Raw genomic sequence first — 13,090 nt, forward strand, 5'->3', positions numbered from 1 at the left:
CCCGTCTAGGTGATTCCGGCAAGGCGCAGCAGTGCGGTAGCGACTGCTGCAGAGAGGATCACCACAATCAGCGGCATTTTGCGCCAGGCAAGAAATAGCGCGAAAAGCACGCCCAGTACGCGCGCCATTCCGGCGAAATGTTCACCTTCATAAAGCATCGATGCCAGCGCGACCGCGAAAAGCAAGGTGGTTGCCGCATCCGACAGCAGCGCCTGCGAGTGCTCAGCAAGTGCCAGCCTGCTGCCGAGCTTTGCGCCGCCAAGGCGCATCAAATACGTGCCGATAGAAAGGATGGCGATACCGCCGATAATGAGCGCAACGCTGGCCATTATTTCTTCCTCGTCAGTAAGCCCAGTAAAGAGAGCAGCACCGGTAATCCCACTGGCGCAAAGGGAACGGCGGCGAGTGACAATACCGCGCCGCTCGAGGCGCGGATCAGCGTGGTGCGCTTTTTCAGCGCCGGCAATACCAGCGCCAGCAAAATTGCCGGGAAAACCGCATCCAAACCAATGGTTTCCGGCGCGGGCAGCAATTTACCTACCGCCGCACCAACGAGCACACCAGCGGGCCACAATAACGCGACGCCTAATCCACACAGCCAGTAAGCGGCTTTACGCTGCTCGGCGGTCGGTTGTGATAAGCCGAACACGACACTTTCATCGTTCATAATATGGCAGCCGAGAAAACTGGCCGCGCGTTGACCCACCAGTTCACGCACCGTGACGCCAAATGGGATATGGCGAGCGTTAACTAACAGGCCTGCAACGGCGGCGGCCAATGGATTGCCGCCGCTGGCGACAATACCGATAAACATAAACTCGGATGCGCCAGCCAGCACCAGGGTGGAGAGCGCCAGAGGCACCCATAAAGGAAAGCCGTAAGCCATGGCCAGCGATCCATAAGAGACGCCGACAACGCCCACGGCCAGGCAGACCAGGAAAATAGCTTTTATGGTATCGCCCTTCAGCGAGGCGAAGTGTCTGGTGAACATCTCTCTTTACCCATATCGAACGTTTATCCATTATAATGAACACACCAGAGTCGTTTTACAAGAAGAACGACTCGTTCGATTAAATGAACAATGGGGTGTTTATGACACAGCCAATTAGCATTATTGCCAAAAGTCTGGTGCGCGAGCGCCAGCGAACCGGACTTTCGCTGGCGGAAATTGCCCGCCGGGCGGGTATCGCTAAATCCACGCTTTCACAACTGGAAGCGGGCAACGGTAATCCTAGTCTGGAAACGCTTTGGGCGCTGTGCGTCGCGCTGGACATTCCCTTTGCTCGCCTGCTGGAACCGCAAAAGCCAACGACACAGGTTATTCGTCGTGGCGAAGGCACTAAAGTTATCGCCGAAGAGGCAAATTACCAGGCGATATTGCTCGCTGCTTGCCCACCCGGCGCACGACGCGACATCTATTTATTGCTGACGCAACCTGGCGCCGATCGGATTTCGCATCCGCACCCGACAGGCTCAGTGGAGCACATTATTGTGACACAAGGGCGCGCGCTGGTAGGGCTGATGGAAGCACCGGAAGAGTTAGGCGAGGGGGATTACATTTGTTATCCGGCAGACAGGGAACATATTTTTAAAGCGCTGGAAGCGGATACCCAAGCGATTTTGGTGGCTGAACAAAATTAATGCTGTTTGATTCCACCTGGCGATAATAAAAACGGATAAAGATAACAGAGAGTGGAACAATTTAATTGTTCCCTTTACATGATTTAGTCTTTTTAAGACTCTTCATTTAATTTCTCTTTGTGAATATTCTGATTAAATGTCATTTTTAATGAATTAAATCATCAGTTTACTTAAATCGATATTAATGTATATTGCTGTTTTTATTATGTTTTTTATTTTATGTCTATAGTTTTTTTGAATATTTGTTTGGGTGTTATTTATTATTTCTATGTTATAGATTAGTTCCATTAAACGCTCTCCTTTAATATCTTTACATCAATATTAACCCAGTGTAATTTACTCGCGATATTAAATTGATTGAATATATATCAATCAATTGTTTTGGGGTTGTTAATATTAATAGTGAGGCGAGTTTATGCATAAGTTGATAAATGTTTTTGCAGCGACGGCAATTTTATCGTTAAGTGGTTCTGCTTTTTCGGCGACATCGAGTAATACCGTGCGTTTTATGGGTGAAGTTAGCGAACAGACATGTGATATTAATGTCAATGGAAGCTCTTCTTCTCCCGTTATCCTTTTACCTACCGTAAGTAGTAGCCAATTAGATGTTTCGGGTACAACGACAGGCGATACGCCATTCACCGTGACATTATCTGGTTGTGGTGGTGCGCAAGCATCAAATGCAGCGATTGTATTTGTCGCTAACGATGTCGACGGGACGAATTTGAAAAATACCGCAACAACGTCTCCGGCAAACAATGTCGCGATTCAGTTGATGGAAGGTTCAAATACGCTGGATTTTGTCGGAAATAAAGCGCAGACGGCAACAAAATCTGTAGATAGCACCAATCCAACTGCGACCTACGATTTGGCTGCTCGTTATTATGCCACCGGGCAGTCAACATCAGGTGCGGTGGAAGCACAGGCGCAATTCGCTGTGACTTATCAATAAATTATTTAAAGCGCTGCCCTGTGCAGCGCTTCTATGTGGCCTAAATCAGTATGTCGAAATATAAGAAACTGACTGCGCTTTTTTTATTTTTTATGTTCGGCGATGCCTGCGCCAGTGTAACGATGGTGGGCACTCGCGTTATTTATCCTGCTGACATAAAAGAAAAGGCATTAGCTTTTACTAATACAGGTAATGAACCTGTTCTGGTGCAGGTTTGGGCGGATAAAGATAATCCTCAGTCGACACCTGAGACGGCTGACGCGCCGTTCCTTTTGATGCCTTCTATTTTTCGTATTAACCCTACTTCAGAACATACGTTACGGCTGAAGTTTACAGGTGCAGGGTTGCCTCAGGATAGAGAATCACTTTTTTGGCTCAATTTTCTGCAATATCCGGCCAGGAAGACATCCGATCGCGGGCAGAATAGTTTAACGGTGCTGGTAAAAAGCCGGTTAAAGCTTTTTTATCGTCCCGCCAGTCTTACGGGAGATGCTAACCATTCGCTCGATGATGTGAAAGTAAGCTTACGTGGCCAGGCGATTGAAATTAATAACACGGGTGCTTATCACATTTCTGTCATTAGTGCATTTACGCAAGTTCGGGCAAAGAAATATCCCATAAAATATAAAGGAATCATCGTGCCGCATTCCGTCACCAAATGGGATCTTCCTTCCGGCGGTGGAGATAACTTAACAATTAATGCAATAAATGATTATGGCGGAGTATTTAGCAAATCGTATTCTTTAGTTAAATAAATCTTCCGTTCGGAAATATAAAACATTATTCAACTCGGATGGTACTGATGCATCTGCGCTCCTCATGCTTTCGTATTTTCATAGGGTTTATTTCTGTTGTATCGTTGACGGTATCGGCGAAAGATAATGAATTTTATTTTGACTCATCCTTGCTAAGAAATAGTGGGTTATCTAATGAAGATCTCCAGCGCTTAAACAAGGATGAATTAATTACTCCCGGCCGACATTCTCTCGATATTTATCTTAATGGGAAATTTACTACCCACCGTGAGATTGAATTTTCCCGGCGGGGTAAAAAAATCGAGCCTTGTCTACCCCATGATTTATTAACCACGCTGGGTTTTAACGCATTGTCTGATGACGCTGCGCCATCATGTTATTGGCCAGATGATAAGGTGTTGAACGGTATCGCACGTAAAGATGACATGGCGCAATTGCGTATGGATTTCACCGCGCCGCAGGCGTTATTGAAATCTGTTCCTCGTGGCAGCGTAAGTGAAGCAAGCCTCAATGCTGGGGAAAGCATGTTATTTCTCAACTATATGGCTAACCAATACCATGTTAAATCGCGGCAGGGTAGCGCGGGCGGTATGGATTCAACCTGGCTAAGTTTTAATGGCGGTATTAATTTGGGGTTATGGCGTTATCGCCAGCAATCCAATTTTAGTTACAGCAAATATAACGGTAGCCGCTGGAGCACCAGCCGCCGTTATATTCAGCGTGCGATTTATCCGTTACGCAGTGAAGTCTTGGTCGGCGAAGGCTACACCAACGGGCAATTCTTCTCCGGCATGAGTTTTCGTGGTTTCCAGATCTCATCGGATACGCGAATGCTGCCTAATTCCCAGCGAGGCTATGCGCCAGTCGTGCGGGGCATTGCCAAAACCAACGCCAAAGTGACCATCCTGCAAGGCAAAACCACGCTATACGAGACAACGGTTGCCCCCGGTCCGTTCACCATAAATGATCTCTATCCCACCAACTTTGCCGGGGATTTAACCGTTGTTGTCAGCGAGGCGGATGGCAGTGAAAACACCTTTAGCGTGCCCTTCTCCGCTCTGGCTGAATCCATGCGTCCAGGCGCTTCCGACTATGTCTTCACCGTCGGGCGAGCGCGCGACGTTGGCGATAACAATGTCTTTAGCGAAGCGGTTTGGCGTCAGGGGCTGACGAACTCCCTCACCCTCAACGTCGGTAATCAGCTCGCCGCAGGTTATATGAGCTATTCATTGGGGGCGGTTTACAGCAGCGTGGCCGGGGCATTTGGCCTGAACAGTATGTTCTCACATGCGAATATGGGCGGCGAGGGTAACAAGAGCGGTTGGACGCTGCGCGCGAACTACAGCAAATTCATTCCGCGCACCGGCACCTCATTTACGCTGGCGGGTTATCGGTATTCAACGGAGGGTTATTCTGAACTTTACGACGCTCTGGGTTCGCGTGAAGCGCGCAATCATGGGCAAAAATGGCAGTCGCTGAGCTGGAAACAACGCAGCCGCATTGAGATCTCCGCGGGTCAGCATATTGGCGCGCTGGGTGATATCACTCTTTCTGCCTCATCTCAGGATTACCGTGACGGTAAAAAACGCGACAAACAGTTGCAGTTCAACTGGAGTAAAACGTTCAACCATGGCATCTCGCTGAATCTGGGGGTGGCGAGGACGTATAACGTCGTGCCTGGCATGAACAGTACCCCGTGGCAAAACAGTGGTAACGACCATACGATTTTCCTGCGTGACCGCATACAAACCATGTGGTCGCTCTCTGTTTCCGTGCCGCTTGGCAGTACGCGTTATGCCCCGATTTTGTCGGCCAGCGCGAACCGCTCAAACAGCAGCAATAGCCGCGATGGCGGCTACCAGTCGACGCTGAGCGGAGTATATGGCGAGCAGAATCCGCTGAACTACAACCTGAATTACTCGACCGATAGCAAAGGGGAACAAGCTGTTTGGGGCGGCGGGCTCCAGCGCAGTTTCCCGTATGCCAATGCGGGTCTCTCATGGTCCTCCTCGAAAAATTACTGGCAAGCCTCGGGTTCTCTCCAGGGCGCATTGGTGGCGCATAAAGGTGGCGTCACGCTCGGTCACTGGGTGGGCGACAGCTTTGTGTTGGTTGATGCGCCCGGTGCCAAAGGTGCGGAAGTGATTGGCGGGCAGGGGGCGCGTATTGATGCGTTTGGTTATGCGATTGCGCCGTCGCTGGGGGCTTACCAGTTCAACAACATCGGTCTGGATCCCCGCAATATGAATGAGGATGTCGAACTGCAAACGTCACTCCAGCGTGTTGCACCTTATGCGGGTGCGACGGTGCGGGTACGTTTTAACACGCTGAATGGGCAGGCCATGCTCATTACCGCGCAGTCGCAGAACAATACGCCGATTCCCATGGGTTCCGCCGTCTACGACAGCTATGGCAATTATGTCGGCATGGTAGGCCAGGCCAATCAAATCTACCTGCGTTCGAGTGACGACAACGGAACGTTGCGCGTTCAGTGGGGAAATAGCGCCCAGGAAATTTGCCATATCTCATGGCGTATTACGCCGCCACGCAAACCTCTGCTTCTGATGAGCTTGCCATGTCGTTAAGCAACGGAGTTTTTATGCCATTTATACGCATCATTTTGCTGAATATTCTTTTATTAACCAGCCTGTCTGCGAGCGCGCTGTGTAAAAAAGGTCCGGATTTTGTTCGCACAGAGTTAGATGCCTGGGGCGTTAGCTTAGCATTGGGTACGGTCAATCTATCCAGCCTGGAGCTACAGCCGATAGGCTCTCCTTTGGGATCGAGTATCGTGACGTTTGCGGATAATCCGCGTTACAAAGGCCCGGACAGCGTGTTATGGGTGTGCGATATTGCGGATCGAAATAATATTTTCGAAATCATCGCCACCAACGGCGATGAACGTAATGGCGGTTTTTTTGAATTGGGCGCAAGCGAGGGTTACCCTGGCTACTACGGGACATATTTTGCCCATGTGGCGTTACGTTTGACGCATATGAATTCAGGTAAAGTCTTCGCTCGTCAGTATCAACGCATCCCTTTGACGAATTACCTGGTTTCACCTGATGGCAGCCAAATCTATATTCGGGTTAAAGATTTTAGCCCTATCCGTGCCGATTTGATTCGAGTGAATTCGACCACACCGACAGGACAAGCACCAAACAACTACTGCGGTACGCAACTGACATCCGGGAGTTATAACTGCGTCCAACCCAATGCCTATGTTTCGTTCTGCTCACCCGGTAGCCCGGATGCCTACTGCGATACCGGGGACTCTGCCTATGACTGGACCGGCTGGTTACTGGATAACTGGATGGCCGTTAATATGGGTGTTTCTACTGGCTATCCCGCCAATCTGGTATCAACACCCACCTGTGTCGCGAAAAGCGTCACACCGATGGTGTTTTTCCCCACGATTTCCGTGAGCGATCTGAACAACGGCCAAACCGCGCAGAGCAACTTTAATGTGCACATTCTTTGTGAGGGTCAGTCGACAAGCGGTGAGACGCAGGGGATGACGGCGATGGGCCTTCAGGTGCCCTATGAAAGTTACCAGATGGCACAGCAGCTTAATCTGGTGAATGCGTCAGGCGGCGTGAGCCATTTGCTTTCCGAAAAATATGGTCAACCGGGTTACGCCAGCGGAGTGGGAATTCAGATAGCCAATAGCAATGACGGTGTGCTGCGTAATTTTATTGGCTGGTCTCGCTGCCTGGCCGCAACCTGCCAACCCGGCGGCAACGGCGGCTGGTACGCGGTGCGTGATGGCGCGACGCAAGTGACGAATAACGGCTCAACTGCGATCAACGAATATGTGGTGAATTTCAATGCTTATCTGACGCGTATCGCGGGCGAAACGGTCACGGCGGGTAAGGTTGATGCCAGTGCTGAAGTGCTGGTGAAAGTCCAATGAGATCCCGCCTTGCCATCGCGCTGCTCACCTCTTTCTTGGTGGCCGCCTTTTCCACCCGCGCCGGGCTTATCGCCGCCTCGACGCGGGTGATTTTTAACGAAGGTCAGACCCAGCAAAGCCTGATGCTGGTCAACACCAACAGCTGGCCGGTGATGGTGCAAACCTGGGTCGATAACGGCGAAGCGGATGTCGATGCGCCCGCCCGTTTTAAAGCGCCATTTGTGGCAGTTCCCACGCTGTTTTCACTCGAACCCAAAGGGATGCAGGGGTTGCGGCTGCTGTATAACCAGCAAACGCTGCCGAAAGATCGGGAGTCGGTATTTTGGCTCAATCTCTACGAGATGCCGCCAAAATCATCCACCTCAGCGCCAGACGCACACAGTGTGATCCTGACGATGAACACGCAAATGAAAATCTTCTGGCGGCCAAAAGGGCTTGGCGCGCCGGTGGATATGGCGAAAAAAATCCGTTTCAGTGTGGTGAACAGCGGCAAAAATATAGCGATCGTCTGCCACAATGCATCGCCGTGGCATGTCTCATTTGGTGGGTTATCGTTACGCTACGGCGAAAAAAACTACGCCGTGGAGCAGCAGCCGGACATGATGGTGGCGCCCTACGGTGAGAAGCGATACACCGTGGTTGCAAAAGACCTTCAGCCGACGGTTTTACCGCTGCGTATCGAGGCAAAAATGATTGAGGATAGCGGTCTGGTTGCCGAACAGACATTTCCCGTTCGTTAAACCCCCTCCTTTGCGAAGGGGGCTAACGCTTAATCCAGATAGAACACTTCTTTTAATTCCGCGCTGACCGGGCTGTTGTCCGGATTAGCAGGCATTACATCACGCATATGTTTCCACCAGCGCTGACACACTTCTGTGTTAGCGACGGCGTTCCAGCGCGCTTCCGATTCAATCTCAACGGTAGCGAACAGCAGGTTGCGCTCTTTATCGAGAAAAATGGCGTAATGGTGCGCGCCGCCTGCTTTCAACGCCGCTTCCAGCTCCGGCCAGATCGGGTTGTGGCGGCGTTCATACTCTTCGTGCGCATCGGGATTCACCTGCATCACAAAGGCTTTGCGGATCATAATGCCTCCAGATAAAGCTCACGCACTTCTTCCCGGCTGGCGGTTCGCGGGTTGCACGGTGCGCACGGGTCGGCGAGCGCTTTATCCAACCAGCCTTCGATATCGGCTTTAGTCACACCCAGTTTGCTGAAACCAGAAGGAATGCCGACGCGCGCGCTCAGGGCGCGGATCGCATTGATGGCTTCCATGCTGGCGGCTTCATCGCTCATCCCTTTGGTGTCGACACCCATCGCCTGCGCCACGCGGGCAAAGCGGGCAACGGCGTTCGGACGGTTAAAATTTTCGATGACCGGCAACAAGATGGCATTGCACACGCCATGTGGCAAATTGTGCGTGGCACCCGGCTGGTGCGCTAACGCGTGAACAAGGCCAAGACCGGCGCTGTTAAAGGCCATACCGGCAAGATACTGGCCGTACGCCATTTGCTCACGCGCTTCAAGGTTGTGACCGTCATCAACCGCTTTCGGTAACCACGCGGTAATTAAGCGAATGGCTTCCAGTGCATTGGCGTCGGTCAACGGATGCGCGCCCACAGAGACATACGCTTCAACGGCGTGGGTCAGCGCATCCATGCCGGTTGCGGCGGTTATCGGGGCGGGGATCTCCAGCATCACGCTGGCATCATCTACGGCGATATCCGGAATAATATTGGCGTCGATAATGACTTCTTTCACCTGACGCGCGGAATCAATGATCACTGCGTTACTGGTCATCTCCGCCGCCGTACCGGCGGTAGTATTGATGGCGACCAGCGGCACGCCGGGGTTTTTCACTTTGCCTACGCCGGAATAGGCGGTTGACGGGCCAGGGTTGGCGGTGAGGATTTTCACCCCTTTGGCGGTATCGATCGGGCTCCCACCGCCGAAGGCGATAATGTAATCGCAGGCAGCGTTTTGATAAGCCGCATAGCCTTGCTGCACCAACGCTTCCGTTGGGTTCGGGAACACGTCATCAAACAGGTGATACGCCATGTTATGCGCTTTCAGCGCGGCAAACAGGCTGTCCAGCAGACCCAGTTTGACCAGTTGCCCGTCGGTGACAATCAGCGCTTTTCCCCACTGTTTGTTCGCCACCATCTTGACCATATCGCCGATAGCGCCCGCGCCGTGCAGGCTGATTTTGGGTAGTGCTAACATAAAGCTCATATATAACTCCTTTATTTTGTTTGATTTTTACCGGCGACGAAACGCCCTGTCGCCGGAGGGATTCATAAACGCCTGCGCTGCATAATGCGGCGGGTAATGATCGGCAGCGAAATCACCACAATCAGCATCGCGCCGACGATAATCGACATCACAATGCCCGGCACATTGAGCAGGCTCAGGCCAAAGGTCACCAGCCCCATCAGGAAGGCGGCGATAATCACGCCCACCATGCTGCCGGAACCGCCGAGAATATTGACGCCGCCGAGCACCGCCATCGTCACCACCGACAGCTCCCAACCGAGTGCAATCGTCGGGCGCGTGCTGCCCAAACGCGACGTCAGCAGCACCGAGGCCAGACCCGCCATCAGCCCCACCAGCGCAAAGAGGATCAGGTTATGGCGTTTCACATTGATGCCGGAATACCACGCGCCAGTCGGGTTATTGCCGATGGCATACGTGCGGCGGCCAAAGTTGGTTTTGTGCAGCAGAAAAGCAAACAGCAGTGCCAGCACGATGAACAAGGCAAACTCAAACGACAGCGCGCCCCACACGTAACCCTGGCCAAACCACGCAAAACTCGCAGGCCAGGTATTAAGTGCCTGATCGCCCAGCAAAATGTAAGTAATGCCGCGATACAAGCTCATGGTGCCGATGGTGATCACAATTGAAGAGAGGTTGAAGCGCGTGACCAGAATGCCGTTGAACAATCCGCACAGCAGCCCCACGCCCAAACCGACGCACACCAGCAGCGGCGTATCCATACCCGCCTGGGCGCAAAAGCCCATCGCCGTTGAGCTGAGCGCGATGGTGGCGGCGACAGAAAGGTCAATTTCACGGGCAATGATCAGCATTGCCATCGGCAACACAATGATCGCCTTTTCGGTGAAGTTGAATGTCGCGTCGGAGAGATTCCAGATGTTGAGGAAATAGGGCGACGCGAGAGTGTTTACCACAAACACCGCCAGCGTTACCGCCAGTAAAAAACCTTCCCAGCACAACAAGCGCTTAAAGAACGGTGTCCCGGCAGGGGTATTTTTCACGGGCTCGGAAGTTTTCACGGGCTCGGAAGTCAATATTTTGCTCATGGTTTCACCGCCTGTTTTTGTCGCGCCAGCGCCGCGTCGCGCAGGATCAAGCGGCCTTTGCGTTTGTTACCGCGCTCGTTAAGCAGCACTGCAATCACGATCACCGTGCCGGAAATCGCCATCTGCCAGAACGGCGAAATGCCAATTACCGGCAGTGCGTTATTGATAACGCCGAGGAACAGCGCGCCGAACAAACAGCCGAGTACGCGCCCGGTGCCGCCCATGGTGCTGATGCCGCCAATCACACAGGCGGCAACCACTTGCAGTTCGAAACCGTTAGCCACGTCGACATAGGCCACGGCAAAACGTGAGATCCACAAGTAGCCGCAAAAGCCCGCCAGGGCGCCAGAAAGGCAGAAGCTGATAAACTGCATTTTCCCGGCGTTGATACCGGTGTAATACGCTGCCGTGGCGTTGCCGCCTGCGGTATAGAGCGCACGTCCGGTGCGGCTGTAACGCAGGAAGTAGCCCACCAGCAGCAATACGGCGATGGCGCACCAGCTCAGTACCGGCAAACCCAGCACCGAGGCACGCGGCAGGCCGAGAAAATCTGCGCCCATCTGATTAGAGTTCACCCAGCCGCCGCCGGAGAGTAAAAAGATAATCCCGCGATAAATACTCATGGTGCCAAGCGTGACGACAATCGCCGGAATACCCAGTTTCCACACCAGCAGACCATTGATGATGCCCATCACCAGCCCGAGCACCGTTGCCAGCAGCAGTAACGACCAGACCGGCACATCCGGATGATGGAAATTAATGAGTGCGACAATCATGCCGGTTAGCGCCAGATTGGCCGCCATCGACAAGTCGATGCCTTTGGTCAGCAGCACCATCATTTGCCCGAGGGCGAGAATGATAATAATGGCGGTGTCGTTGAACATTTCCACCAGGTTGCCGGGGCTGATAAACGAAGGGACACGGCTGCCGATAGCCAGCACCAGCAGCACAATCACGCCGCCGAGCAGCGCTTCGCGATGTTTAAGCAGTTGTTGCCACATTATGCTGCCTCCTTCCCGGCACCGCTGGCGGCGCTGACGATGGTTTCCGCCGTCGCTTCACCGGCCTGGTACTCGGCGACCATCAGCCCTTCGTGCATGACGATCACCCGATCGGCCATGCCCATCACTTCCGGCAGTTCGGAAGAGACCATAATCACCGCCAGCCCGTGCGCCACCAGTTCAGACATAAACTGGTGTACGGCGGCTTTGGAGCCGATATCGATGCCTTTCGTCGGTTCATCGAGAATGATCACGTCCGGATGGGTAGCGAGCCATTTGCCGATCACCACTTTTTGCTGATTGCCGCCGGAGAGGGTTTCTACGGCTTGCTTCCAGCTAAAGGCTTTCACCTGCAAACGTTTGGCGTACTCATCCGCCAGCGCCCACTCTTTGGCTTCGTTCAGCACGCCATGACGGTTCAGCTTGCTGAGCTGCGGCAGGCTGATGTTCTGGGCAATCGACAGTTCAATGATCGCGCCCTGCTTTTGCCGCTCTTCCGGCACGCAGACAATTCCGGCGTTGATGGCATCCGCCGGCTGGCGGAAATGCACTGTTCGTCCGTTAAGGATGATGTCGCCAGAAGAGGGGCGTGACACGCCGGAAAGCGCCTGCATCAGTTCTGTGCGTCCGGCACCGACCAGGCCGTAAAAGCCGAGGATCTCGCCTTTGCGCAGCGAAAAGTTGATATGGGCAAATTCGGTGGGATGGCATAAATCGCGTACTTCTAGCACGGTTTCCCCGAGCGCGCAGGCCACTTTCGGCCAGCTCTGATTAATGGCGCGCCCGACCATCATCGCCACCATTCGCGCTTCGGTGATGTCATTGATGGCGCCGGAATCGACATACACCCCGTCGCGCAAAATGGTGTAGTGATCCGCCAGCTCAAAAATTTCATCAAACTTGTGCGAGATAAACAGGATCGCTTTGCCTTCCTGCTTCAGGCGTTCAACGATTTGGTAGAACTCCAGGATCTCATGCTGCGAGAGCGCGGCGGTCGGCTCGTCAAGAATCACCACCTGCGCCTCAAACGACAGCGCACGGGCAATCGCCACCATATGGCGCTGGGCGATACTCAATGTTTTCAACGTCGCGCGCGGGTCAATTTGCACCTCCAGCCGGGTGAGGATCGCCTGCGCTTGCTGGTGCATGGCGGGCCAGTCGAGTTTTTTCAGCAGCCCTTTATATAAATACTGCCCAACGAAGATGTTCTCAGTCACCGAGAGTTCGTCGAACAACACCGTTTCCTGGTGAATGGCGGTGATCCCCACTTTATGCGCCGACTCGGGTGTGGGGAGCGAAATGGGGATCGCTTTGTAGAGTATTTCGCCCGCGTCAGGTTGGTAAATACCGGTCATCACTTTGACCAGCGTGGACTTCCCCGCGCCGTTTTCACCGATTAACGCGGTGACTTTGCCGGGCCAGAGATCGAGCTGTACGTTCTCAAGGGCGCGCACACCGGGAAACACTTTGGTGATGCCCTTAAGCGACAGCAGAGGGGTGGATGCCGTCATGAT

General features: G+C 53.0%; 13 protein-coding genes. 6 read left to right on the plus strand and 7 right to left on the minus strand.

Translation table 11 applies throughout. From position 1 onward, the window contains the following. Positions 1–5: 5 nt before the first annotated feature. Together ACFX4O_RS20070 and ACFX4O_RS20075 are read right to left on the minus strand one after the other, a co-directional pair. Complete coding sequence (locus tag ACFX4O_RS20070) at positions 6–329, minus strand: AzlD domain-containing protein (RefSeq protein ID WP_380210678.1); 324 nt, start codon at positions 327–329, stop codon at positions 6–8. Further along, the gene (locus ACFX4O_RS20075) at positions 329–991 is read right to left on the minus strand and encodes an AzlC family ABC transporter permease (protein ID WP_380210680.1); all 663 of its coding nucleotides are present in this window, start codon (positions 989–991) and stop codon (positions 329–331) included. Before ACFX4O_RS20075 ends, ACFX4O_RS20070 begins: the two co-directional genes overlap by 1 nt. A 101-nt stretch (positions 992–1,092) precedes the next feature. Here ACFX4O_RS20075 and ACFX4O_RS20080 point away from each other — a divergent pair, with 101 nt between their 5' ends. The 6 genes from ACFX4O_RS20080 to ACFX4O_RS20105 all read left to right on the plus strand — a co-directional run bounded on the left by ACFX4O_RS20080 (position 1,093) and on the right by ACFX4O_RS20105 (position 8,001). After that, positions 1,093–1,641: a helix-turn-helix domain-containing protein gene (locus tag ACFX4O_RS20080; RefSeq protein WP_380210682.1), complete on the plus strand. Its 549-nt coding sequence runs from the start codon at positions 1,093–1,095 to the stop codon at positions 1,639–1,641. A 415-nt stretch (positions 1,642–2,056) separates the two neighbouring features. Then, positions 2,057–2,593: a fimbrial protein gene (locus ACFX4O_RS20085; RefSeq protein WP_131412937.1), complete on the plus strand. Its 537-nt coding sequence runs from the start codon at positions 2,057–2,059 to the stop codon at positions 2,591–2,593. A gap of 50 nt (positions 2,594–2,643) precedes the next feature. After that, on the plus strand, positions 2,644–3,348 hold the full coding sequence (locus tag ACFX4O_RS20090; protein ID WP_131412935.1) for a molecular chaperone: 705 nt from the start codon (positions 2,644–2,646) through the stop codon (positions 3,346–3,348). A gap of 47 nt (positions 3,349–3,395) precedes the next feature. Further along, on the plus strand, positions 3,396–5,933 hold the full coding sequence (locus ACFX4O_RS20095; RefSeq protein ID WP_380210685.1) for a fimbria/pilus outer membrane usher protein: 2,538 nt from the start codon (positions 3,396–3,398) through the stop codon (positions 5,931–5,933). 14 nt (positions 5,934–5,947) lie between these two features. Further along, on the plus strand, positions 5,948–7,261 hold the full coding sequence (locus ACFX4O_RS20100) for a fimbrial protein (protein WP_380210687.1): 1,314 nt from the start codon (positions 5,948–5,950) through the stop codon (positions 7,259–7,261). Beyond that, positions 7,258–8,001, plus strand: a complete 744-nt coding sequence (locus tag ACFX4O_RS20105; protein WP_380210689.1) for a molecular chaperone — start codon at positions 7,258–7,260, stop codon at positions 7,999–8,001. The genes ACFX4O_RS20100 and ACFX4O_RS20105 overlap by 4 nt, the downstream gene beginning before the upstream one ends. 29 nt (positions 8,002–8,030) lie before the next feature. On the opposite strand, the gene rhaM is transcribed toward ACFX4O_RS20105, so the two are convergent. The 5 genes from rhaM to ACFX4O_RS20130 all read right to left on the minus strand — a co-directional run bounded on the left by rhaM (position 8,031) and on the right by ACFX4O_RS20130 (position 13,087). Continuing rightward, positions 8,031–8,345: an L-rhamnose mutarotase gene (rhaM, locus tag ACFX4O_RS20110; RefSeq protein ID WP_380210691.1), complete on the minus strand. Its 315-nt coding sequence runs from the start codon at positions 8,343–8,345 to the stop codon at positions 8,031–8,033. Further along, positions 8,342–9,490: a lactaldehyde reductase gene (gene fucO, locus ACFX4O_RS20115; RefSeq protein WP_380210692.1), complete on the minus strand. Its 1,149-nt coding sequence runs from the start codon at positions 9,488–9,490 to the stop codon at positions 8,342–8,344. Before fucO ends, rhaM begins: the two co-directional genes overlap by 4 nt. A gap of 62 nt (positions 9,491–9,552) precedes the next feature. Next, complete coding sequence (locus ACFX4O_RS20120; RefSeq protein WP_380210694.1) at positions 9,553–10,575, minus strand: ABC transporter permease; 1,023 nt, start codon at positions 10,573–10,575, stop codon at positions 9,553–9,555. Then, complete coding sequence (locus ACFX4O_RS20125; RefSeq protein WP_380210696.1) at positions 10,572–11,576, minus strand: ABC transporter permease; 1,005 nt, start codon at positions 11,574–11,576, stop codon at positions 10,572–10,574. The genes ACFX4O_RS20120 and ACFX4O_RS20125 overlap by 4 nt, the downstream gene beginning before the upstream one ends. Then, complete coding sequence (locus ACFX4O_RS20130) at positions 11,576–13,087, minus strand: sugar ABC transporter ATP-binding protein (protein ID WP_380210698.1); 1,512 nt, start codon at positions 13,085–13,087, stop codon at positions 11,576–11,578. The genes ACFX4O_RS20125 and ACFX4O_RS20130 overlap by 1 nt, the downstream gene beginning before the upstream one ends. Between the last annotated feature and the right edge of the window lie 3 nt (positions 13,088–13,090).

This window comes from Kosakonia sp. YIM B13571 (assembly GCF_042788095.1).
GTDB lineage: Bacteria > Pseudomonadota > Gammaproteobacteria > Enterobacterales > Enterobacteriaceae > Kosakonia > Kosakonia quasisacchari.